Origin of the sequence: Micromonospora sp. LOL_024 (genome assembly GCF_048060415.1) — a bacterium.
GTDB lineage: Bacteria > Actinomycetota > Actinomycetes > Mycobacteriales > Micromonosporaceae > Micromonospora.
Window position 1 is genome coordinate 60,051 of record NZ_JBHMIS010000018.1, and the last position, 22,631, is coordinate 82,681.

General features: G+C 69.3%; 25 protein-coding genes. 11 read left to right on the top strand and 14 right to left on the bottom strand.

The genetic code is table 11. The features are described 5' to 3' along the window. Positions 1–22: 22 nt before the first annotated feature. Positions 23–577, top strand: coding sequence for a GlxA family transcriptional regulator (locus ACFHWY_RS18685; RefSeq protein ID WP_416581490.1), 555 nt, complete (start codon positions 23–25; stop codon positions 575–577). Between the two features lie 34 nt (positions 578–611). Here ACFHWY_RS18685 and ACFHWY_RS18690 read toward each other — a convergent pair whose 3' ends face one another. From ACFHWY_RS18690 to ACFHWY_RS18700, 3 genes are all read right to left on the bottom strand, one after another. Continuing rightward, positions 612–1,445 carry an SDR family NAD(P)-dependent oxidoreductase gene (locus ACFHWY_RS18690; protein ID WP_416581491.1) on the bottom strand — a complete coding sequence of 278 codons (834 nt, stop codon included), beginning with the start codon at positions 1,443–1,445 and terminating at the stop codon, positions 612–614. 331 nt (positions 1,446–1,776) lie between these two features. Continuing rightward, the gene (locus ACFHWY_RS18695; protein WP_416581492.1) at positions 1,777–3,612 is read right to left on the bottom strand and encodes a sensor histidine kinase; all 1,836 of its coding nucleotides are present in this window, start codon (positions 3,610–3,612) and stop codon (positions 1,777–1,779) included. Next, positions 3,609–4,295, bottom strand: a complete 687-nt coding sequence (locus ACFHWY_RS18700) for a response regulator transcription factor (protein WP_416581493.1) — start codon at positions 4,293–4,295, stop codon at positions 3,609–3,611. The genes ACFHWY_RS18695 and ACFHWY_RS18700 overlap by 4 nt, the downstream gene beginning before the upstream one ends. Before the next feature lie 244 nt (positions 4,296–4,539). On the opposite strand from ACFHWY_RS18700, the gene ACFHWY_RS18705 reads away from it, so the two are divergent. Genes ACFHWY_RS18705 through ACFHWY_RS18715 form a run of 3 tightly spaced genes read left to right on the top strand, consistent with a single transcriptional unit; the run spans position 4,540 to position 7,480 of the window. Continuing rightward, positions 4,540–5,607 (top strand): efflux RND transporter periplasmic adaptor subunit, encoded by a 1,068-nt coding sequence (locus tag ACFHWY_RS18705; protein ID WP_416581494.1) that lies wholly within the window; start codon positions 4,540–4,542, stop codon positions 5,605–5,607. 35 nt (positions 5,608–5,642) lie between these two features. Then, positions 5,643–6,293: an ABC transporter ATP-binding protein gene (locus ACFHWY_RS18710; protein ID WP_416581540.1), complete on the top strand. Its 651-nt coding sequence runs from the start codon at positions 5,643–5,645 to the stop codon at positions 6,291–6,293. Continuing rightward, positions 6,290–7,480, top strand: coding sequence for an ABC transporter permease (locus ACFHWY_RS18715; RefSeq protein ID WP_416581495.1), 1,191 nt, complete (start codon positions 6,290–6,292; stop codon positions 7,478–7,480). The genes ACFHWY_RS18710 and ACFHWY_RS18715 overlap by 4 nt, the downstream gene beginning before the upstream one ends. A 90-nt stretch (positions 7,481–7,570) precedes the next feature. Here the strand turns inward: ACFHWY_RS18715 and ACFHWY_RS18720 are convergent, their stop codons facing one another. The 8 genes from ACFHWY_RS18720 to ACFHWY_RS18755 form a co-directional block, all read right to left on the bottom strand. Then, entirely contained in the window at positions 7,571–8,083 is a 513-nt protein-coding gene (locus tag ACFHWY_RS18720; protein WP_416581496.1) for a hypothetical protein, read from the bottom strand. A 197-nt stretch (positions 8,084–8,280) separates the two neighbouring features. Next, positions 8,281–11,172: a choice-of-anchor M domain-containing protein gene (locus ACFHWY_RS18725; protein ID WP_416581497.1), complete on the bottom strand. Its 2,892-nt coding sequence runs from the start codon at positions 11,170–11,172 to the stop codon at positions 8,281–8,283. A gap of 143 nt (positions 11,173–11,315) precedes the next feature. After that, complete coding sequence (locus ACFHWY_RS18730; protein ID WP_416581498.1) at positions 11,316–11,987, bottom strand: hypothetical protein; 672 nt, start codon at positions 11,985–11,987, stop codon at positions 11,316–11,318. Between the two features lie 360 nt (positions 11,988–12,347). Beyond that, positions 12,348–13,817, bottom strand: a complete 1,470-nt coding sequence (locus tag ACFHWY_RS18735; RefSeq protein WP_416581499.1) for a choice-of-anchor M domain-containing protein — start codon at positions 13,815–13,817, stop codon at positions 12,348–12,350. Positions 13,818–13,870: 53 nt separating this feature from the next. Beyond that, positions 13,871–14,176 (bottom strand): 30S ribosomal protein S14, encoded by a 306-nt coding sequence (gene rpsN / locus ACFHWY_RS18740; protein ID WP_416581500.1) that lies wholly within the window; start codon positions 14,174–14,176, stop codon positions 13,871–13,873. Further along, entirely contained in the window at positions 14,176–14,343 is a 168-nt protein-coding gene (gene rpmG, locus ACFHWY_RS18745; protein ID WP_416581501.1) for a 50S ribosomal protein L33, read from the bottom strand. The genes rpsN and rpmG overlap by 1 nt, the downstream gene beginning before the upstream one ends. After that, the gene (gene rpmB / locus ACFHWY_RS18750) at positions 14,343–14,579 is read right to left on the bottom strand and encodes a 50S ribosomal protein L28 (protein WP_416581502.1); all 237 of its coding nucleotides are present in this window, start codon (positions 14,577–14,579) and stop codon (positions 14,343–14,345) included. Before rpmB ends, rpmG begins: the two co-directional genes overlap by 1 nt. 49 nt (positions 14,580–14,628) lie before the next feature. Continuing rightward, a complete protein-coding gene (locus tag ACFHWY_RS18755; RefSeq protein ID WP_416581503.1) occupies positions 14,629–15,144 on the bottom strand; it encodes a winged helix-turn-helix domain-containing protein in 516 nt (171 codons plus the stop codon). 45 nt (positions 15,145–15,189) lie between these two features. Here ACFHWY_RS18755 and ACFHWY_RS18760 point away from each other — a divergent pair, with 45 nt between their 5' ends. Genes ACFHWY_RS18760 through ACFHWY_RS18775 form a run of 4 tightly spaced genes read left to right on the top strand, consistent with a single transcriptional unit; the run spans position 15,190 to position 18,037 of the window. Beyond that, entirely contained in the window at positions 15,190–16,485 is a 1,296-nt protein-coding gene (locus ACFHWY_RS18760) for a CobW family GTP-binding protein (RefSeq protein WP_416581504.1), read from the top strand. Next, positions 16,482–16,742, top strand: coding sequence for a type B 50S ribosomal protein L31 (locus ACFHWY_RS18765; RefSeq protein ID WP_416581505.1), 261 nt, complete (start codon positions 16,482–16,484; stop codon positions 16,740–16,742). Before ACFHWY_RS18760 ends, ACFHWY_RS18765 begins: the two co-directional genes overlap by 4 nt. Continuing rightward, a complete protein-coding gene (locus ACFHWY_RS18770; protein WP_416581506.1) occupies positions 16,739–17,608 on the top strand; it encodes a class I SAM-dependent methyltransferase in 870 nt (289 codons plus the stop codon). The genes ACFHWY_RS18765 and ACFHWY_RS18770 overlap by 4 nt, the downstream gene beginning before the upstream one ends. A gap of 6 nt (positions 17,609–17,614) precedes the next feature. Then, the gene (locus ACFHWY_RS18775; protein ID WP_416581507.1) at positions 17,615–18,037 is read left to right on the top strand and encodes a Fur family transcriptional regulator; all 423 of its coding nucleotides are present in this window, start codon (positions 17,615–17,617) and stop codon (positions 18,035–18,037) included. Positions 18,038–18,105: 68 nt separating this feature from the next. Here ACFHWY_RS18775 and ACFHWY_RS18780 read toward each other — a convergent pair whose 3' ends face one another. The 3 genes from ACFHWY_RS18780 to rpmF all read right to left on the bottom strand — a co-directional run bounded on the left by ACFHWY_RS18780 (position 18,106) and on the right by rpmF (position 19,946). Further along, positions 18,106–18,273 (bottom strand): hypothetical protein, encoded by a 168-nt coding sequence (locus ACFHWY_RS18780; RefSeq protein WP_416581508.1) that lies wholly within the window; start codon positions 18,271–18,273, stop codon positions 18,106–18,108. Positions 18,274–18,537: 264 nt separating this feature from the next. Beyond that, a complete protein-coding gene (locus tag ACFHWY_RS18785; RefSeq protein WP_416581509.1) occupies positions 18,538–19,770 on the bottom strand; it encodes a GTP-binding protein in 1,233 nt (410 codons plus the stop codon). Further along, positions 19,767–19,946: a 50S ribosomal protein L32 gene (rpmF, locus tag ACFHWY_RS18790; protein WP_416581510.1), complete on the bottom strand. Its 180-nt coding sequence runs from the start codon at positions 19,944–19,946 to the stop codon at positions 19,767–19,769. Before rpmF ends, ACFHWY_RS18785 begins: the two co-directional genes overlap by 4 nt. Positions 19,947–20,100: 154 nt before the next feature. Between rpmF and ACFHWY_RS18795 the strand changes: the two genes are divergently transcribed. From ACFHWY_RS18795 to arsB, 3 genes are all read left to right on the top strand, one after another. Beyond that, complete coding sequence (locus ACFHWY_RS18795) at positions 20,101–20,553, top strand: hypothetical protein (protein WP_416581511.1); 453 nt, start codon at positions 20,101–20,103, stop codon at positions 20,551–20,553. Between the two features lie 659 nt (positions 20,554–21,212). After that, positions 21,213–21,494 carry an ArsR/SmtB family transcription factor gene (locus ACFHWY_RS18800; RefSeq protein ID WP_416581512.1) on the top strand — a complete coding sequence of 94 codons (282 nt, stop codon included), beginning with the start codon at positions 21,213–21,215 and terminating at the stop codon, positions 21,492–21,494. Continuing rightward, the gene (gene arsB / locus ACFHWY_RS18805; protein ID WP_416581513.1) at positions 21,494–22,591 is read left to right on the top strand and encodes an ACR3 family arsenite efflux transporter; all 1,098 of its coding nucleotides are present in this window, start codon (positions 21,494–21,496) and stop codon (positions 22,589–22,591) included. Before ACFHWY_RS18800 ends, arsB begins: the two co-directional genes overlap by 1 nt. Positions 22,592–22,631 lie beyond the last annotated feature (40 nt).

Here is a 22,631-nt window from a genome sequence, read left to right on the forward strand (position 1 = left end):
CTTTCAGAGCACATTCCCAGCCGTGAGGGTCGACGCGGACGTGCTGTTCACCGACGACGGGAAGGTGCTCACAGCGGCGGGCGTCGCCTCCGGCATCGACCTGTGCCTACATCTTGTGCGCCGCGACCACGGCAGCGCCGCCGCCAACCGGGTTGCCCGGCTGTGCGTCGTGCCGCCATGGCGCGAAGGCGGCCAGGCGCAGTCCATCGACCGTCCGGTGCCCGAGCCGACGACCGCGACCACATCCGACACCCGGCAGTGGGCCCTCGCACAGCTACACCGGCCGATCGCTCTCGCTGAACTGGCCCGGCACGCGCGGATGGGCGTACGGACATTCTCCCGCCGCTTCCGCGCCGAGGTCGGCATGACACCGGGGCAGTGGATAGCGCGGCAGCGGGTCGAGTACGCCCGACGTCTGCTGGAGACAACCGATCTACCGGTCGACTCGGTAGCCGCCGAGGCCGGCTTCGGCACCGCCGCGTCACTGCGCCAGCATTGGACCACCGCGATCGGAGTCTCGCCGACGGCGTACCGGCAGACGTTCCGCACCACGATGTCGACGGCCCCGACGTCGTGACGGCCACCTCCAACAGCGGACGCCTTAGCTGATGTCACGGCACCGGCGCACCGAGCAACTCGGCTGTTCGCTCCCACAGGCGGGTCGCCAGACGGTCGTCCCTGGCCTGCCGGTGGACTGGCCCGTCAGGCGTGAGGCGGTGGTAGTACCCGCCGTTGAACACCTCCCGATCCGGCATGGTGGCCAGGTGAACCAGTGGTTCGGCACTCTCTTCAAGGGTGGAAAGGCCGCCCAGCAGCCGATACCGGACCAGTGCAGCGACCAGCGGGGCTTCCCGGTTGATGTCGGTGGCGGCTGTCACCCCTGGGTGGAACGCCGTCGCGGTCAGCCCGCTGCCCCGAGTACGACGCGCCAACTCACGGGTGAACAGGATGTTCTGCAGCTTCGTCGTCCCGTACCGCAGCAGCGCGGATCGTGTGCCGGCACCTTCGAGATCGTCGAGATCGACGCTGCCGAACCGGTGGCCTTTGCTGGAGGTGGTGATGACCCGCGCCGGCCCGATGGCGGTCATCCGGTCCAGTAAGAGGGTGGTGAGCAGGAACGAGGACAGGTAGTTGACCTGGAACATCAGGTCGTGACCGTCCTCGGTACGGCAGCGCCTGGTCAGCACGACGCCGGCGTTGTTGGCCAGTACGTCGATACGGGGGAAACGGCCCAGGAGGGTGTCGGCGAGCCTGCGCACGTCCGACAGCCGGGCGAAGTCGGCCACCAGTGGCTCGGCACCGATCTGGCGAGCGACGGCGGCCGTCTTCTCGGGCGACCGGCCGACCACCGCCACGGTCGCGCCCAGGCGTGCCATCCGGCGGGCAGCCTCGGCGCCGATGCCCGCGCTGGCTCCGGTGATCACGACTGTCTTACCTTCCAGCATCCGATCACCCCATGGCATCCATCTCCGCGAATACAAAGATGGCCCATCGTAGAGAACCGGCAGCGCAGACGCCACCGAGGTCCACGTGCACACCCGGGCGGGTGAGCGGACCAGGCCACGGCCCGGCGTACGCCAGACAGGCCAGCTTGACCAGTGGGCTGGCCGGACGGCCCGCTCGGTCAGTCACCGTCGGCGCCGCAACGTCGCCGGAGCTGGCTACGTCCGCGAGCGAGCTCAGTCCCGCCCAGACCGAGGACCTCACCCCACACGATGTGTGTCCATCTTGTGCTGGCTGACGCTACGCCCCGATGTACCAGGGTGGATTCGCCGGTCATGTTCCTGGCAGGCGGATGGTGAAGAGCGTGCCACGGTCGGGTTCGCTCTGCACCCCGATCGTGCCGCCGTGCGCCTCGGCCAGTTGGCGGGCGATTGCCAGCCCCAGGCCGCTGCCGCCGGTGGCCCGGCTGCGCGACTGGTCGGCCCGCCAGAACCGGTCGAAGATCCGGGGCAGGTCCCCGGCGGAGATCCCGACACCGGTGTCCTGGACGGTGATGGTGGTGTCGTGCGCGACGACCGTGACGTCGCCTCCTGGCGGGGTGTGCCGGATCGCGTTCGAGACAAGGTTGCCGACCAGTTGACGCAGGCGCGCCTGGTCGGCCGGCAGCACCGGATCGCCGGCAATGTCGAGCCGCAGCCGTACCCCGGCGGCGTGCGCGGTCCCGCGGTGGCCGTCCACCACCTGGGTGAGCACGTCCCTGACGTACACCGGTTCTGTGTGGATGCGCAGCATGCCGGCGTCAGCGGCGGCCAGGTCGCCCAGGTCGTCGATGATGTGCTGCAGCAGGAGCGCCTCCTCGTGCAGCAGGCCGAGCAGCTGGGCATCGGTCGGGGCGAGATCGTCCTGGGCCGCTTCCAGCCAGGTGCGGATGTTGCTCAGCGGGGTGCGCAACTCGTGCGTCACGTCATTGACCATGGCCTGGCGCTGCGACTCGGCCAGGTCGCGGCGACCAGCCGAGTCGTTCAGGGCTCGGGCCAGATGGCCGATCTCGTCCTTGGTCGTCACCGCCGCCGGTGCCTGCCGTACGGCGGACTCGGTCAGGACGCGCAGAGGATGGACCAGACGCCGACCGACCAGCAGGGTGACGGCGATCGTGGTGAGCAGGACGGCGCTGGTCACCGCGATGATCCGGACGAGGTTCGAGGTGGACAGCGTGAACGTTGTCCGGCTGGTGCCGGCATCCGGTGTGGTGACGAAGAGAAGCGCACGCGGAGCGACGTATGGCTGAAGTTGGATCTGCAGGGCTTTCACCACGCAGGCACGCGCCTCCACGGTGGTGAGCTGGCTGCCCTCCTCGGGATAGCGGATCTTGACTTGCTCACCCGGCATTCTGGTGACCGGCGACTCGGCCAGGTAGACCGTGAGGTCGGGGCGGATCTGCAGCAGGTGCGCGCGGTCCGCGAGGTTGAGGCAGCGGGCGGTCAGCACGCCGAGCTGGTCCAGCGCCGCCCGTTCGGTGCTGCTGACCAGCGCGTCGAACTCTGCCCCGCAGAAGCCTGACGTGACAACGGCCTCCGGTACGACCGCGGGCCTGCCGCCTGGTGTCTCCTCGATCCGACCGACCACCGGGACGCTATCGTCCGGCGGCTGCTGAACAGTTCCGTCCTGCGAGGCCAGCTTGCCCAGGCACGTCAGCTGCCGTTCGGCCGCCTCCCGCAGTGCTGGCCGCTCCGCATGAGGAACCAGGTACGGCCCGACCACCCGGTCGTCGATCTGTTTGGTCTCGCCGGTCAAGCTGAGGTCGAGGCTGAGCGGGTCCACCACGGCGGACGGGTGGGCGGTGCTCAGCGACGGGCCGGCGTACGAGTCTGCGATCACCACCCGGTCCTCGGTCATCAGCGTGATCCGGCGGCCAGTCTCAACCCCCCGTGCGCGGACCTGGTCCGAGACGTCGGACCAGGTCGTGTGCGTGGCCGCGTATCCGACCAGCATGTCGTAGACACCCTTGTCGTCGGCGAACGCGCGCCCCTGCTCCTGGTTGAGCGCCTGGGTCGCGGTGCTGACGGCGAGCCAGGCGGTGGCGGTGATCGCGGCGACCGCGATCAGGATCGACGTGACCAGCAGCCGGGTCAGCAGGCTGTGCCGCAGCGGCACGCGGTCGTCGTTCACGGTGCCAGTTTGTAGCCGACGCCATGCACGGTGAGCAGGTGCGCCGGCCGTCGCGGATCGTCCTCTATCTTGCGGCGCAGGTTCATAACGTGAACGTCGATGGTGCGCTCGGTCGAGCTGCGGTCGATGCCGCGGGTGTGGTGCAGCAGTTGTGTACGGGTGAAGACCCGGTCCGGCTGCTCTGACAGGGCGGCCAGGATCGCGAACTCGCCGCGGGTGCATTCGATCTGGACGCCGTTGACCGTGACGTGATGCCCGACCGGATCCACCCCGATCCCTGCGACCTGCCGCCTCTCCGCGAGGCCCGGCGGGGCACCCCGAGCGGCCCGCCGCAGAAGGGTGCGGATCCGGGCCATCAGCTCCCGCGGGCTGAACGGCTTGCGCAGGTAGTCGTCGGCCCCCAGGTTCAGCCCGAGCAGCAGGTCGGCCTCGGTGCTGCGGGCGGTCAGCATCAACACCAGCACGTCCGACTCCTGCCGCAGCGTCCGGCATACCTGAAGTCCGTCCATCCTCGGCATCATCACATCGAGGACCAGCAGGTCGGGCCGGATCTGGCGAGCGGTCTCCAGTGCCGCCCGACCGTCGTGCACCACGACGGCCTGGTGCCCGTCCGCGACGAGGTACCGGCGGATTCCCTCCGCGTGCCGCAGATCATCGTCGGCTACCAGGACCTGAGCACACATGGCCGTGATGATAGGCCAGCTTCTCCGGCAGGCTGAACGATCCTCGGACGACCTGACGGTTTCCTAACGAACCGTCCCCATGCTCGTCGTCATGCCTGCCAACCCTGACGCGCCGACAGAACTGATACCGCGCATAGATTCCCCGTCTCGGAGTCCCTCGTCCGCGACGGCGGACCTCGCTGGCGGTCACTCCGCACCGGTGCCGCCACGGCGCCGTCGGCGGCTCGTGGTGTGGGTTGCCGCCGTGGGAACCGTCATCGTGCTGGCGGCCGGAACGACGGTCGCGTTCACCCGCCACCGGTCTGCCGCCGATCCGGCCCCGAAGGAGACGACCAGCGCCACGACCACGAAAGTGGAGCGCCGGGACATCTCGACCACCAGATCGTTGGACGGAAACATCGGATTCGGTGCGGTGCGGCCGCTGAGCGGACACCGGGAGGGCACCGTCACGTGGCTGCCGGAGCCCGGCGCCACAATCAAGCGGGGCGAACAACTGTTCCGGGTCGACGACCAGCCGGTCGTCCTGCTCTACGGCAACCTGCCACTGTTCCGCGCGATCGAGGGCCGAAACCTGGTGGGCCGGGACGTCCGGGTCATTGCGAACAATCTCGCCGAGCTGGGTTACTCGATCGGTTACCAGCCGGCGGTGGGTGAGTCGGTGGTTCCCGCAGACGGCACGAAGGCCGTTCAGGTCCAGAAGGGAGAAGGGGTGCTCACCACGGCACTTGTCGACGCGCTCAAACGCTGGCAGCGGGACATCGGGATGCCGGTCACCGGCACGATCCGGGTAGGCGACGTCGAGGTGCAGTCCGGCGCGGTCCGCGTCGACTCGATCGCGGTGCAGCCCGGATCCCCGGCGCAGGCGCCACTGATGTCGGTCACCTCGACGCTGAAGCTGGTCACGGTCTCCGCCGAACTGCCCGTCGTCGCCGGGATTGCCAAGGGCGACAGCGCCGAGATCGTGCTGCCCGACGAACGCGCGGTGCCGGCCAAGGTCATCTCGGTGGGCCGGAATCTCGTACCCGCTGAGGGCGCAGAAGCACCGACGGTGTCCGTGGCGGTGGCCGTCAACGACGCGAAGAGCATCGCCGCCCTCGACTCGGCCGCCGTCAAGGTGAGGTTCGTCGGCCGTACCGCCAAGGGCGTGCTGGCCGTACCGATCGAGGCACTGGTGGCCCTCGTCGAGGGCGGCTACGCCGTGCATGGTCCAACCGGCTTGGTCTCGGTCAGGACCGGCATGTTCGCCGGCGGCTGGGTCGAGATCGAAGGCGCGGGACTCACCGAGGGCACGGACGTGGTGATCTCCTCGTGACTGCGGAACACGTACTGTCGGTGCGGAATGTGAACATGGTCTACCCCGGCGGCGTGACCGCGCTGGCAGATGTCAGCCTCGACATCGCGCCCGGAGAACTGACCGCGATCGTCGGGCCGTCCGGATCAGGCAAGTCCACCCTGCTGAACATCATCGGCACCCTGGACCGACCCACCTCCGGCACCGTACTCATCTCCGGCCAGGACGTCGCCACGCTCAGCGACCGGCGCCTGTCCGAACTGCGGGCCCGCGAGGTCGGGTTCGTCTTCCAACAGTTCCACCTGACCGACGGCCTGACCGCCGCCGCGAACGTCGCCACCGGCCTGCTCTACGCCGGGGTACCGCGCCGGCAGCGCCGCGAACTCGCACTGCGCGCACTAGCCCGAGTCGGCCTGGCCCACCGGACCGGACACCGCCCGCATGAACTGTCCGGCGGCGAGCGCCAGCGCGTGGCGATCGCCCGGGCACTGGTCAACCGGCCGTCGCTGGTGCTGGCCGACGAGCCCACCGGCGCGCTCGACAGCGCTGCCGGTGAGGCGGTCCTGAGGCTGCTGCGCCGGCTCAACGAGGAGGGCACCACCATCACGCTGATCACCCACGACCGGGACATCGCGGCTTCGATGCCTCGGCTCATCGAGATCCGGGACGGACGCCTGGTCCGCGACTCGGCGGCGGCCCCACGATGACCCGGCTCGCCCCACTCGACCTGATTGGCCTGGGCCTGGTCGGGTTGCGTACCCGTCCGGCCCGGGCCCTGCTGTCCGCGCTCGGCATCTCGATCGGCATCGCCACGATGATCGTGGTGACGGGCATCCCGTCATCGAGCCAGGCTGCGCTGCGCGAGAAACTCGCCGAACTCGGCACGGACGGGCTGCAGGCCACGCAGGCCAACGTCGGGTCGCCCGACGCGCTACCGCTGCCCGAGTCCGCGGTGGGCATGGTGGAACGGATCGCCCCGGTGACCGCCGTCAGCGCCGTCGCCAACACCCACACCCGGGTACGCCGCAACGACCGTCTCGACCCGAACGACGGCGGCGCGCTGACCGTGCTGGCCAGCCGGCTCGACCTCCTACCCACGATCAACGCTGAGGTCCGCTCCGGCCGTTGGCTGAACGCCGCCACGGCGGACTTCCCCACCGTCGTGCTCGGCGCGGTCGCGGCCGTCCGGCTCGGCGTCACCGAGCTGCCCGCCGGGCAGCCCGCCCAGCAGGTGATCATCGACGACACCGCGTTCACCGTCATCGGCATCCTGCACCCCACCCCGCTGTCGCCGGACATCGACCGCTCGGTCCTGGTGGGCTGGGAGGCGGCCCGTGCGACCCTGGGCTTCGACGGCCACCCGACCGTCCTCTACGTGAGGTGCGTGGAGTCGGAGGTCGAGGCGGTCCGCGGCGTCCTAGCGACAACGATCAGCCCGGAGCGGCCCGGCCAGGTGGTCGTCACCCGGCCCTCGGAGGCACTCGCCGCGAAACGGGCCACCGAGAGCAGTTTCTCCGTGCTGTTCCTGGCGCTGGCCGCGGTCGCCCTCGTCGTCGGAGGCATCGGAGTGGCCAACACCATGGTCGTCGCGGTCCTCGAACGTCGCGCCGAGATCGGCCTTCGACGCGCGCTCGGCGCCACCCGCGGCCAGATCTGTGGGCAGTTCCTCACCGAGTCGGTCGTGATGGCACTGCTCGGCGGAGTGGCCGGCACCACGTTCGGCCTGCTCGCCACCATCGGGTACGCGTCCTGGCAGCAGTGGCCGCTGGTGGTTGCGGTAGGCCCGGCGGCGACCGGCGTGGGCGGAGCCGTCGTCGTCGGAGTCCTCGCGGGTGCCTACCCGAGCATCCGCGCGGCCCGGCTGACCCCGACGCAGGCGCTGGCCACGGTCTGACCGGCTGTTATTCGGCCACGCCGATGCAGTAGCCGACGACGGGCGCGGCGGCCGACAATCGGCCGCCGCGCCCGTCGTCAATCAACCCCGCTACTTCAGCGACTCGGCAGCCTTACGCTCGCACTCGGGGGTCAGATCCAAGGCGCGGGTGACGTCGTTGTCGGCGAACCCTTCGCCGTCGAACCTGATGCCCTTCTGCCGGAGACAGTCCTTGACGGCGTCCTCGAAATCCGCGGCCTCCGGGTTCATGGGGTCCTTCTCCCACGCCACCAGCGGAAAGAACTGCTCCTCACAGGCCCGCAGTTCCGCCGGCGCGTCCGGGCTGCCGTCCCCGAGCCCTGCCCTCTTCGCCTCCAGGAAGGTGAAGCCGTTCTCCTTCAGACACTTGAAGTAGGGCACCATCAGGGCCTCCTCTTCATCGGGCGTCATGTCCAGCCGGGCCCGCGGGCGCTGCGGCGTGGCCTCCGGCACCGGCGTGGCCCCGGCACTGGCCAGCGTGGCCACCTTCGCCCCGTCGACCCCGGCCGTCTCCGGCGATCCGCCGCACGCCGACAGCACGCCCACCACGATCGCTGCGACGAGCAGCGCACGACTCCTACGCATCTAGTGCCTCCTGTTCGTTCCGGCCGGGATCATCCCCGGGCAACAGGGCCAGCCTCTCGAAGAAGCGTGAGGAAACGGTCAGGTTCTGCGACACCTTCAGTAGCTGCCAGGGACGCCCGGCGTCGCCAGGGTTACCGAGTCCGGACCCGTACTACGCGTCGCTGTTGACGCCTAGTGAGCCTCAACCCCTGGCGGGCCTAGAGTTGTCCGCAAGCGCCGGGATCGACGGCGGTCGGGTCGGCCTTTCCGACGACCACCGCCACGTTGAACGCGTCCGACAGCGACGAGCCGTCGGCCCGCGTCCCGGTGCGCTCGAACGCGAGGCAGTAACTGCCCTCCGCCGTGAAAATCCAGTTGGCGTGCACGTGGGTACCCGCGTGGAGTCGCGTTCTGTCCGGCAGCCCGTTCTTCGAGTCGAAAATGTGGATCGGCGCACCGAACGCGCCGGTCTGGTAGACGAACACGTCGCCAGGCCCGTCGACGCCGGTCAGCGCCCACGACAGCCCATCCCTGCCAAGGTCAGCGTAGCGAATGGTCTTCGTCGACCACCCCGGCCACAGCAGGCCGGTCTGCTCGGCCTGCGCGAGGCTCCAGACGCGACTGCCCACCGGCCCGATGAAGCTGTACGTGTCACCCGGCACCACCGTCTCGGATTGCGGAAGCAGTTGGAAGACCACGTCGGACGGCTCGTGCCAGGACGCGCCGCCGCCGTCTGACGAGTGTGCGATCCCCTCGACGGTGGTGTCCTTGACCCGGGTGTGCAGTCCGTCATCGTCGAGTATCGAGGCGATGTCCACATGGCCGCTGTTGAGGATCACCGCGCCAGAGGCGGTACGCGACCAGTTCGGCACGTTCCAAGGGTCGTCGACCGGGTCGGGGTCTCCACCGGGTACGGGTACCTCTTCGGACGTGGTGGGCCGGCCTCCGTCAGCACAGGTCTTCGTCAGGGTCGTGACGTCGTGGGTGAAGGCGGCACCCGGGTAGGTGCCGTCGAGGTTCGCGCGGACGGTGGGGTCGAGCGGGCCGTCGACGACGAAGGTGAGCGTCTCGCGGTCCACCGCGACCTGCCCACTGGGGAGGTCGGCCGCCCATTCCAGGGTGAGGCAGTACTTTCCGGGCCGGCTGAACGACCACAGAACGGCGCTGTTGGTCTCGCCGCCGCCCGAACCTGGCCACAGCCGGTGTGGCTCGGTCTGGCCGGTGGCGGTATTGAACACGAACGGCCCGGTCTGGGTGGGTCCGTGAGACAGCGCCACCTCTCCTGGTCCCGCCACGGTGTCGAGCGACCAACGCAGGTCGCCGTCGAGTTGCTCGGGCAGGACTCCGGTGGTGTCCCAGCGGATCACCTGCATGGAGTTGCCGTACACGCCGGTGTCGAAGCCGGGCACGTTGCCGGTTCCCGCGCGGAACAGCGCCGCCGGGCGGTGGAAGATCACACTTTTCAGGTCATGCCTCGTCCCGGGTCCGGCAAGCGTCGGGTCAGCGACCGCCAGTCGGGTCTCCAGGTCGCCGTTGTTGATGGCACTGACCAGCGAGGACACCCCGGCGCCCAGCACGAACGACTCCGACACCGGATTCGGTTCCGGCGCGGCCGGGCTCCGCTCGGGGTAGTCCTGCGTCCGGCCGCACGGTGTGACGGTGGCCGCGTCGGTGCTGTCCCCGACCACGAGGGTAAGTTGCTCGGAGACGGACATCCGCCGTCCTGAGGTCTCCGCCTCGAGCGTCATCGCGACGCAGTACACGCCGGGCTGGGTGATCGACCAGTTGAAGTGGGCGTGCGTGTGCAGCGGCACCCAGCGCGCCGCCGGTAGGCCGAGCTTCGTGCTGAATACCGGCAGGTCGATGCGTTCCATGCCGATGCCAGCCCGCTGGGGGTACCCCTCCCACAGGACGACGTCTCCGGGGGCAGGTTGGTTGTCTGGCCCGGTGACGGCATCGACGCGCCAGAGCACCCGGTCCTGTTCCAGGCCGGCCAGTGTCGGAGACTCAGTACTGAGGCCGGCCCACGGCGCGCCGGCCAGTTGGCCGAGGGGGAGGTTCCAGTACGACGTGGCAGCCGGGGCGATGAAGGACCAGTCGTTACCGGGGGCATACTGCGCTGGAGTCGTCAGTTGCACGGCGTCTGAAACGACCATGACCAGGTCGTCGTACTCGATCCACTCCGTACGGGACCGGTCAGGTAGGTCGTACCTCGCCCGCATCGACAGAGCGCCCACCCCGTCGACGGTGTCGATCCGGGCCGCGACCGCGTCGACGTGGCCCTCGCGGACCACCCAGTCGGCGACCGACGGATCACCAGGGTCGGTCGGGTCCGTCGGGTCGGTCGGGTCCGTCGGGTCGGTGGGATCAGTCGGGTCCGTCGGGTCGGTGACGCCAGGGACCTCCCCGCACTGCGCGTCCAAGGCGATGTCGTCGCCGACGGCGAACCGCAGCCGCACCGAGGCGGTCCCGGTCGTGCCGCCGGCCAGCGGCGCGCTCGTCGTCAGGGACAGGCAGTACATCCCGGCCACCGAGAAGCGAAAGCGGTCGTTGACCGTGGTGCGGGGTGCCAACTCGGTCGGGATCGACCCCTGCGGCGTGCCGTCGCGTTGGACTCCGGTGCCGAATCGGGAGCCAGCCGGGGCGTTCGGTTCCGGGGCCAGGAACGGCAGGTCGGGTATCTGATAGAAGGCGAAGTCGCCGGGACCGGTCACGTCCGAGAAGGCGAAGGAGATGCGTCCGTTCTCGGCGAGGAGGTCGTCGTAGTAGTCGTAGCCCGCGACTCCTCGGGTGGACAGCGACAACTTGGCAGCCGGCGACCCGGTCAGCCAGCCCTCGGTCGCATATCCCGGCGACCCGGCCGGCCCGAGCCAGGCGTACGCGTCCGCGTCGGGAACCGGATAGGACGCCTGCGACGGTAGACGGAAGGTGAGCTCGCCACCCGCGACCTCGGTGATCTCGCCACGATCGGCGAGGCCGATGGTCATCCCCCCACCTTCGGTCGGATACGAGGTCAACTCGTGCTCGCCGGCGGAGATTTCCTCGGGCAGGGTGGCGTTGGCCGGCGACGGAACAGATGTCAGCGCGGCCACGACAGCGGTTGCCGTCATGACCGCGACCATCGACCTGTGCATCTGCCGACACCGAGGTCGCTTGGAGAGCTCCATGGGTTTCCCTTCGGGGCTGCGCCGTCGGTGTTCACCGGTGAGGGGTGGCCGCCGCTTTACGGCCGCCCCTCACCCTCTGCGCTTACTTAGGGGACGATCACGAACTTCGCAGCAAGCCAGTTCTGGGTGGACAGGGGTGACCCCGTCGAGAAGCCGAAGTAGAGATTGAAGGTCTGCGGCGAGGTCGCCTTCGACGGCGCGAAGAAACGCCACTCGAAGTGAGTGTGGTCTCCCGACCCGAGCGAGTACGTGCCGGACGACGTGCCCAGCACCTGCGTGCCGACCGAGTTGTACAGACGGACGTCACCAGGATTCGCGCCGGCGGCACTCATCCACACCGCACCACTTCCCGGGCAGGCGCTGTTGAAGTTGAACCCGACCCAGGGGGCGGAGGACTGCGTGGCCGAGCCGATGTCGACCTTCCAGTAGCCCGCAGTCCCGGCCGTCGGCACCCAGGCCACGGCGGTGCTCACATCGTTGTAGACGAATGCATAGTTGTGCATGTCGGTCGGGTTCACCGGCGTACCCGTACCGATCTTCGTGGTCAGGGCGAGCGTCGGGGCGGACGGGCACTCGATGTTCACGATGTCGATGTGACCGGTGGTGATGTCGTTGGTCGCGTAGACACCGGCGTACGCGGGCGAGCCGCCAGCCAAGGCCAGCAGGGACCCACAGACTCCAGTGGCGATGGCGACGACGACGTTGCGTCCCGCCCTCGCGAGGAAACTGGTGTCTTTCGATGTCCGGATAGCAGTCATGGCCTCGATCACCTCTTACTCGTTGGCTCTGGAGCCGCTGATCGGTCCGTGACGGACCAGGAGCAGCGCCAGCGCGTCTGCTCCGACAGCCCTAATGGAAACGACTTTCATGTTTATCCAAGCGTAGGGCCACCGTCCTGTCTAGACGGTCTGGTCGGACTCCACGGACCGGGCCTGGCGGGCTATCTGGTTCGGCAGCAGCATCCACAGCTGGGGCTCGCGTCGCCGCAGCGGGCAGGCGGTCCGGCTGCTCCTGGCGTCGCCGAGACGGGGGTGGGCGGGTCGCGGCAACGACCCGCCCACCCCCACGACCGTCCGGTGGCGCGGTTGCGCGCCGGGCCACCGGACAGGTTCGGGCGATCAGATCGCGGTAAGGGTGAGAGTCGTGGTGTAGGTGCCCGCGGCCGTCTCAGTGGGCAGACTGAGCCGCAGACCCGCGCCCAACTGCGCGGTACCCCGCCCGGCGCCGGACGACGCCGAACCCAGCACCGCACTGTTGCCCAGACCGCCGCCGGCTCCGACGACGTACGGTGCCACCTCCGGACCGGCAACCACGCCCTGCCCTGACCCCTGAGCCAGCACCCTAGGGCTCCAGCCCAGGTAGCCGGCGCTGAACGTCGCTCCGTCCGGGCCGGTGAAGTCGGCCGGAACCTGCCCGGAGGCGCTCCACCCCGGCTCGCCGGCACGGGTGTCGGTCACCGTGACCGGTCGAAGCTCACCGTTGCTCTCCCAACGGTCGCCACCGGCACCGAGCTGCGCGGGCGGCAGCACCACGGCCCGATCGTCCGGGTCGACGCTGATCACCAGCGAACCCTGCGTCTCGTCGATCGACGCGGTAATCGTCTGCGAGGTGCCCGGATCCTGCGGGAACGCCACCCAGAGAGTCACCGGCTCGCTGGTCGCGGCCACCGAGTGGTCATCGCCGTACAGCTTGGCCACGTACTCGCAGGCGTTCAGCTCCCGGGTCGCGGTGAACGAGTAGCTCGCACCCGCCTCCCCCGCAATGATGGTCCAGTCCTCCGTGCCGGGGCACCTGCTGAACCAGTGGTAGTGGTCCAGCTCGCTCTGCGGCGTCTGCACCGCGTTGAGCGTGACCGTGTCGTTGGGCTGGTACTCGTCGGCCATGCCACTGACCGAAAGGCTGACCTCCGGGCCGCCGCCGGTCAGCTCGCCGACGACGAACGAGTAGTCGACCGGCCCGGTGCTGACCGTGGTGCCGTTGGTCAGCGTCGCGTCGGCCTGGAACTTCAGCGTGTAGTTGCCCAACGCGCTGAACGCCCAGTTCGAATGCGCGTGGGTGTGCACCGGCACGTCGATGACGTCCGGCAGCCCGTCGTCCGAGCGGAACTTGATGATCGGACCGCCGAAGGAGTCCTGCGTGAACAGCGTGACATCGCCCGGCCCCTGCACGTCCACCAGGCTGAGCCGTACCTTGTTCGCCTCGAACACCCCCGAGGCGAGCGTCGTGGTGTTCCAGCCGGGCCAGAGCAGATCCGGATCCTGGGTCAACGGCAACAACCAGACCTGGCTCCCCGCCGGCCCGAGGAAGGCGAACCGGGGATCGGCCGGAACAGCCATGGCCGCTTCCGGCAGGACCTGGAACGTCACGTCCGCCGGGTCCCGCGTCACCGCGGGGCTGACCGTGTCATCGTGCACCTTCAACGACAGCGCACCATCCTTGTAGTGCACGTCGACCGCATCGGTGTGCCCCTTGGACAGCACCACCTTCTCGGCTGCCGAGGCAGCGGTGGGCGCCAGCATTGTGCCGGCGACCACCACCGCTCCGGCAACCAGGGCCGCGAGACCGCGAGCCCTCACCATCGCATTCATACCTCCCCTTTCACACCACGCGCACCTGCGCGCGGCGGTACATGAGGCCGCCTTCACCACGACGCCTTGCGCACCCCGGGCAACTCGCCGCGCAGGGCCAGCTCGCGGAACCGCACCCGGGACAGCCCGAACCGGGTCAGCACTCCACGTGGACGGCCGTCGATCTGATCGCGCGACCGCAGCCGCACCGGGCTCGAATCCCTCGGCATCCGGCTGAGCCGGCGGACCGCCTCGGCGCGCACTTCCGATTCGGTGTCGGGATGGGCAACCGTCCGCTTCAGCCGCGAACGCGCCTCGGCGTGCCGGGCCACCAGTTCCTCACGGCGCGCCTGCCGGTTGACCAGGCTCTTCCTGGCCATCAGCGGGTCTCGCGGAACTCGACGTGCCGGCGCACGATCGGGTCGTACTTGCGCAGGACCAGCCGGTCCGGGTCGTTGCGGCGGTTCTTCCGGGTCACGTACGTGTAGCCGGTGCCGGCAGTACTGCGCAGCCGTACGATCGGCCGCACGTCGGTCTGGCGAGCCATCAGACCCTCACCCCCCGGCCGCGCAGCTCCGCGACGACCTTCTCGATGCCCTTGCGGTCCACAGTCTTCAGCGCCTTGGCGGTCAGGGTGAGGATGATCCAGCGCCGCTCGGACGGCAGCCAGTAGCGGTGGTTCTGCAGGTTCGGGTTCCACCGGCGGCGGGTGCGCCGGTGGGAGTGGGACACGGCGTTGCCGAAGCTCGGCTTCGCCCCGGTGACGTCACAACGTCTGGACACGATGATCACTCCTTACGCAGGCCTACGATAACGACAACGGTTTTCAGTTTTACATCAGCTGATCGGTCAGTTCCATCCCGGGGTCCTCAACGATCTCGACGGAGCAGTCGGCACCGAGGCGGTAACCGACGCCACGCAGCGTGGTCACCACCGGCAGATCGACGCCGATCTTGACGCGCAGCCGCCGGACGTGGACGTCGACGCTGCGGGGACTGGTGTAGGGCTGCCCCCACACCCGGTCCAGCAACTGCAACCGGGTGAAGACCTGACGCGGATGCTCGACCAAACACCACAGCAGGTCGTACTCCCGACGGGTCAGCAGGACCTCGGTGCCGCCGCGGTAGACCGCTCGCGCCTGCGGATGAATCCGCAGGCGCGCGTCCGGCGGCGACGCCGCCCGTTGCTCACCAGTCAGCAACGTCAGCAGAGCAGCGAACCGGTCCACGTCCTGCTCACGGGCAGCCGGGCAGAGCCTCAGCTGGACCGTGACGGTGAAGAACTCGTCGACAGGCCGCGCCGCGGCCGCAATTACCGGTACATCCTCGCTGGCTTCGCCACTTCGCATATGCTTAGAATGACAATCGTTTTCAGTTGAGTCGAGAGGAGTACGATGTCGTCGTCACCACAGGCCCCGACCCACGCCGCGACAGCCGACGTTGATACCCGGCCGTCGCTGACCGTGCTGTCCGGGTTCTGGCCGGCGGCGACCTTCGCCGTCGCCCGCGCGCTGCTGGCCGCCGACCCTTCGCTCCTGCTGGTCCGGCACGACCTCACCGGAATCCGCGACGGCGTCGTCCGTCGAGTGATCCGTTGCGGCGCCGGCATCATGGAGGACGAGCAGGTCGAGCTGAGGCACGGCTGCGTCTCCTGCACGCTGCGCTTGGATGTCCTACCCACGCTTGTCCGGCTCACCCGCAGCCATCCCGGCCGGGACCTGGTGCTGATGCTGCCCGAGGTGGTGGAACCCGAAGCGGTCGCCGCCGCCTGCGCCCACTGCCTCGTCGACGGCGCACCGATCACCGAGCTCATCCGCATCGACTCCTACGTCACCGTCCTCGACGCCGAACACCTACTCGACGGCCTCGCCAGCACCGACGACCTACGGACCCTCGGGATTCACGCCGCCGAGGACGACCACCGTTCGCTCGCCGACGTCGTTGTCCGGCAGATCGAGTTCGCCGACACCCTGGTGCTCTGGGGACAGTCCAAGGACGGCGAGTTCGACACCAGTCGACTGTCGATCCTGCTGCAGCGGATGGCGCCGTGGGCGGCCCACGTCCGGGTCGACGGCGACCTCGTCGACGCCAGGACGCTGACCCGTCAGCTACGCCACACCCATCGGCACCGGCCGGAGACCCCCGGCGTGCTCGCCCGAGGACTACAGGGATACACGCTGGGTGCGCACGAGCCGAATCCGGACTGTGGAGTCGTCTCCGCGGTCTTCCGTGCCCGTCGCCCCTTCCATCCACAGCGCCTGCACGACGTGCTGGAGGAGGTCAACGCCGAGGTGATCCGCTCCCGGGGCCACTTCTGGCTGGCCAGCCAACCCGACACGGTGGTGGCCTGGGAATTCGCCGGCGGAGGTCTGTCCATGGGTTCTCTCGGACACTGGCTGGTCACCATGCCCGAGGAACGCTGGGAACACGTCAACGACCAACGCCGGCTCGCCGCCGCCCTGGAGTGGGACCCCTACTACGGCGACCGGCATCAACACCTGGTCTTCATCGGGCTCGACGTCGACCCCGTCGAGCTGCACCGCACGCTCGCCAACTGCCTGCTGACCGACGCCGAACTCACCGACGGCGAGGAGGGCTGGCGTACCTACCACGACCCGTTCGCCGGCTGTTTCCCCCTCAACCCAGCCGAAGAAGCCGACACCGAAACCGAAGGAGCGCGACCCGCATGAAACCCGGAATCCACCCCGAGTACCACCCTGTCGTCTACCGCGACAAGAGCGCCGACTTCACCTTCCTGACCCGCTCCACCGCCACCAGCGACCAGACGATCGACTGGACCGACGGCAACACCTACCCGGTCATCGACGTCCAGATCTCATCCGCCAGTCACCCCTTCTGGACCGGTAAGCAGCGCCTACTCGACACCGCCGGCCGGGTCGAGAAGTTCCGCCAGAAGTACGCCCGCCGCGGGCCGCAGGGCAAATGAGCACCGGGGTACCGGTCGACTGGACCGAACTGGCCCCGCATCTGGTCGACGCCGCCCGCCACGACCGGGCCTGGTACCTGACGATCGCCCGCGAGCTGGTCGGCCCCGCCGACCGGCTCGCGGTCGACGTCGGCTGCGGCGCCGCCGGCATGGCGCTGGCCATCGCCAGGATGATGGTCTGCGGGCGGGTCGTCGCAGCTGACGCGAGCCCGGCCGTCCTCGACGCCGCCCGCGACCACATCCGCGCCGAGTGGTCCGACCCACGGGTACGCGTCGAGCCACTGCGCGCCGACATCCCCGCCGAGACGGCCGCCCTGCGGGAGTCGCTCGGCGCTCCAGCCGACCTGATCTGGGCATCGGCCGCGGTACACCACGTCGGCGACCAGCAGGCGGCGGTCACCGCCCTCGCCGGACTGCTCGCACCCGGCGGACGACTCGCCCTCGCCGAAGGTGGCCTACCCGCGCACCACCTGCCCTGGGACGTCGGCCTAGGCGAACCCGGCCTGGAAGGCAGGTTGCACATCGCCCAGGACCGCTGGTTCACCCGGATGCGCGCCGAACTGCCCGACAGCCGGCGGATGCCGTACGGATGGACCGAGGCGCTACGCCACGCCGGCCTGTCTCCGGTGACCACCCGCACCACCCTCGACGAGCGACCACCACCGCTACCCGACATCACCCGGCGTTCCGTGCTGAGCACCCTCGCCCAACGGGTCACTCGGCTACGGCCCACCGGTCTACTCACCGCCACCGACCTGGACGCCTGGAACCGCCTCCTCGATCCAGCCGACCAGCGGTGGCTCGGCCACCGAGAAGACCTGTTCCAGCTCTCCGCCCGCAGCGTGCACCTCGGCCGACGCGCCTGACCCGCGATGATCAACCAAATCGGTCCGGACGCGCAGCTGCGGATCGTCGGTCTGACGCCCACCGCACAGCGCCGCGCCATCCTGGCTCTGCTGGTCGGACGCTCCCGCCCGCTCACCGCCCAGGAGGTCCACGCCGAACTCAACCGCTCCGTCCGGCACGTCGGCCTGACCACCGTCTACCGCGCGCTGCACAGCCTTGCCGACGCCGGACTGCTGCACACCTTCGACCTCGACGGTCAACGTGCCTACCGACACTGCGGTACGGCACCACACCAGCACCTGATCTGCACCAGCTGCGAGGCGGTGACCGAGTGCCCACCCGACATCTTGACCATCTGGCTGAGCGAACTGCACCAGCACACCGGCTTCACCCCACACCCTGACCGACTCGACCTGAAGGGGATCTGCGCGACATGCTCCGACAGGTGACGTCTCAGCGCCCACCCAGGTCGGGCAGTAGGCGACAGCCACCGCTGGCGCCGCGCGGCGGTGGATACTCATCCTCGGGACGCCATCAGGGCGTGGCCGGCGTGCCGGCGGAGCACCGTCGTGTCGGTGAATCCCGCTCGTCGGGCCGCTTCGCGGTGCCAGTCGGCCGGGGCGACGAACTCCGCGCTGCTGTGCACGCCCAGCGCGGAGGTCCGCTCGTTGAGCAGCGGCGCCATCGCCGGTTCCTCGGCCAGCCCGGCCCACCACACGGTCCACGGGTCTGAGCCACAGCTCGCGCGCTGGGCAGGTACGGGGCCTCGGGCATCGCGTCAGCGACGAGGAGCAGCCCGTCGGGCCGCAGCAGGTGTCGGGCCTCGGTACACCAGTCGCGCACCCGTCGGCGAGGAGATCGTCACGGCCTGGCTGGTAGTGGCGCATCATGGCTTCCCAGTCGCGCCGCCACCTGGCTATCACCTGCGGTGCCACGGCGGTGGCCATGGTCAGACCGGGACCGGGCCGGCGCGCTCGTGGTCGTGCAGGTCGCCGAGGTCCCATGCGGGGAAAGGGTCGGGCAGCGTCTGCCAGGCGTCCTCTCCGGCGTCGATCTCCGTGTCGGCGAGCAGGCAGGCCGTCAGGGCTGCGCGCAGGCCGTCGCCGTCCAGGTGCACGCCGATGAGCACGAGTTCCTGTTGTCGGTCACCGAACACGGGATGCCAGCGGGACTCCAGTTCGGCGCGTTCGTCCGGGTCCTGCGGCCATTCGCCGGACGCCGCGACCGGCACGCCGACCGGGTCGCAGCGTCCCGACGGGCCGGCCTGCGACCACAGCGCCTGCACCTCCGGGCGACTGGCCAACCACAGGAACCCCTTCGACCGTACGACGCCGTAGGCGTCCAGGCCGCCGATGAGCAGGTCCCACAGCCGTTGCGGGTGGAACGGCCGGTGGTCGCGGAACACGATGCTGGAGATGCCGTACTCCTCGGTCTCCGGCACATGCCCGCCGTTGAGTTCGGCGACCCAGCCGGGCGCGGTCTCCGCCCGCTCCAGGTCGAAACGGCCGGTGTGCAAAATCTCTGCCGGAGCCACCCGCCCGTGCACGGCCCGGACCTGCCGAGCGGTCGGGTTGAGGCGGGTCAGCAGGGCCACGACCACGGCCAGGTCCTCCGCGCTGATCAGGTCGGTCTTGTTGACCACCAGCACGTCGGCGAACTCGATCTGGTCGACCAGCAGATCGCTGATGCCCCGATCATCGCCCTCGTACGCAGCCAGCCCACGCGCCTCCAGGCTTTCACCCGCCTCGATCATGCTCCGCAGCCCCGCCGCGTCGACGACCGTGACGGTGGTGTCCAGCCGGGCCAGGTCGTCGAGCACCTGCCCGTCCTCCACGCCGAAGGCGAACGTGGCGGCCACCGGCATCGGCTCGGAGATGCCGCTGGACTCGATCAGCAGGTAGTCGAAGCGGCCCTGCCGAGCCAGCCGGGCCACCTCGTCGAGCAGGTCGTCGCGCAGCGTGCAGCAGATGCAGCCGTTGGTCAACTCCACCAGCCGCTCCTCGGTCCGCGACAGCGCCCCACCGTCGCGTACCAGCGCGGCGTCGATGTTGACCTCGCTCATGTCGTTGACGATCACCGCCACCCGCAGCCCGTCCCGGTTGGCCAGCACGTGGTTGAGCAGGCTGGTCTTTCCCGCACCCAGGAAACCCGACAGCACCGTCACCGGTAGACGCCCACTCACGTCTGATCGACCACCTGACGGCCCCGGTACAGACCGCAGTGGACGCAGGCCCGGTGCGGTACCACCGTCTCCTTGCGTGGGCACGGACACGGCGTCAGCTGCGGCACGACCGCCTTCCACTGCGCCCGCCGGTGCCGGGTGTTCGACCGCGACATCTTCCGCTTCGGTACCGCCACGAGATCTCCTTCGTCGAGGGGGTGGCCGCCAGCTTATCGGAACTGATTTTCGTTTCGCTCACCGCCTCTCACCAGTCGACACTCCCCCGACCACTAAACGAATGCGCACTACTGCATGTATTGTCGGGAGGCGAACCGACCTCAGGAGGATCAGATGAGCACCCGCACCATCCACCCCACCCATGTCGAGGAGCACCGCCACACCCACGGGCCGGAGTGCGGGCACTCCAGCGTCCAGCACCTCGGCCACATCGACTTCGCACACGACGGGCACCTGCACCACGCACACGACGGGCACTACGACGAGTGCAGCACCGAGGGGCACCGCCCCGCCGAGCAGCACGAGCACCGCCACGGGGACGGATGCGGGCATGTTGCGGTCGCGCACGACGGACACACCGACTATCTCCACGACGGGCACGTGCACCAGAAGCACGACAACCACTACGACGAGTGCGCCTCCGGCGAGCACATGGTCGCCGAGGAGCACGACCATGTCCACGGAAACGGCTGCGGTCACTCACCGGTACCGCACGGCGACCACCTCGACTACATCCACCACGGCCACCGGCACGCGGCACATGCCGGCCACTACGACGAGCACTGACCCCGTCCGTAGGGCGGATCCGCCCCGCAACACCGCCCGGCTGGCCCCGGGCGGCGCGGTCGGTGACGCACAGCTACCACCGACACGGAACCCGCTGGCACGACACCCCGGCCCACAGTCGGCGACCAGGCGCACCAACTCCTCACGATCGACGACGTGGCGGTAGAGCGCCATCGCGCATGCCCAGGGCGTCGCGCGCACGCCCTGGTATCGCTTCCTTCGACCTCACCACCTGCGAGTCCGTACGCCGACAGGAGTGGAGGTTCCGGCCGACGCCGCCGTGATGCTGCTTCGGTGAGCCCGCAGCGCGGCGGCGAGCTGCGATCGGGCGGATTTGTGGGTGCAGACGAACACCACGCGCGGCGCTGTCCGGGTGGGCGCGGGGATCAGGCCGTGGAGCATCTCGGGCACCAGCCGCACGTAGGTGTGGCGGCGGTCCCCTTCGGACCGGCGGCGGACTACCAGACCGCTGTCTTGAAGCACCTTCAGGTGGTGGCCGTCAGTTGGTCGGGACGTGCAGCGCACGGGCCAGCTCGCCCGGGGACGCGTCTCCCGCCAGCAGCGTGTCAACGATCGCCAAACGGGCCGGCTCGGGGAGGTGGACGACGGCCGTCCGTCTATAGTTACATCACCTCGTGCTGATATCATTAGCTCCTGATGTGATCAGGCTACTTGCGGATCCGTTGCGAGCGCAGATCGTCGCGCTACTCGCCAGTGGCCCGGCCTGCACCTGTCACCTGGTGGAGGACACCGGGGCCAAGCAGTCGAACATCTCCAACCACCTTCGGCTGCTGCGCGAGGCCGGCTTGGTGGTGGCCGAACCGCACGGAAGGTTCACCTACTACCGATTGGTGCCCGAAGCCCTCGAAGTCGCCGCCGGGTACCTCACCAACCTGGCGCGCCACGCGCGCGCCCGAAGCGACACGCGCAGGGAGTGCTGATGACCGACGTCGAGGAGCGTTCGCCGGGAGCCACGGCGGTAGTTGGCCGCCTGTCCCGTCTTGACCAGTTTCTGCCCATCTGGATCGGCCTGGCGATGGTAGCCGGTCTGCTGCTCGGCCGGTCGATTCCCGGCCTGAACAGCGCCCTGGAGGCGGTGAAGGTCGGCGGAATCTCCCTGCCGATCGCCCTCGGCCTGTTGATCATGATGTATCCGGTGCTGGCCAAGGTCCGCTACGACCGCCTCGACACTGTCACCGGTGACCGGCGGCTGCTGTTGTCCTCGCTGCTGCTCAACTGGGTCGTCGGCCCGGCGCTGATGTTCGCCCTGGCCTGGATCTTCCTGCCCGACCAGCCCGAGTACCGGACCGGTTTGATCATCGTCGGCCTGGCCCGCTGCATCGCTATGGTCATCATCTGGAACGACCTCGCCTGCGGCGACCGGGAAGCCGCCGCTGTCCTGGTCGCGCTCAACTCGGTGTTCCAGGTCCTCGCCTTCGGCCTGCTCGGTTGGTTCTACCTGACCCTGCTGCCGCAGTGGCTGAACCTGCCCGGCGCCGAGCTGGAGGTCACCGGCTGGGCCATCGCCGCCAACGTCCTGATCTTCCTCGGCGTCCCGCTACTCGCCGGCTTCCTGACCCGTCGTCTGGGGGAGCGCGCAAAGGGCCACCAGTGGTACGAGGCAACGTTCCTACCCAAGATCGGCCCGGTTGCCCTGTACGGGCTGCTGTTCACCATCGTGATCCTGTTCGCCCTGCAGGGCGACGCCGTCACCTCCCGACCCTGGGACGTGGCGCTGATCGCGGTGCCGCTGCTGGCCTACTTCGCCATCATGTGGGCCGGCTCCTACGCCCTGGGCCGCGCCATTGGCCTGAACTACGCGCGCACCACCACCCTGGCCTTCACCGCCGCCGGCAACAACTTCGAACTGGCCATCGCGGTGGCCATCGGTACGTTCGGGGTAACCAGTGGCCAGGCCCTCGCCGGCGTGGTCGGACCACTGATCGAGGTGCCGGTACTGGTCGCGCTGGTCTACGTCAGCCTCGGCCTGCGCCGCCGGCTGTTTCCGGGGGTCACGTCGCCTCCGGCCGTGCGATGAACTGCCGGGCAGCGGCACGACAGCTGCGCCGCACCACCTG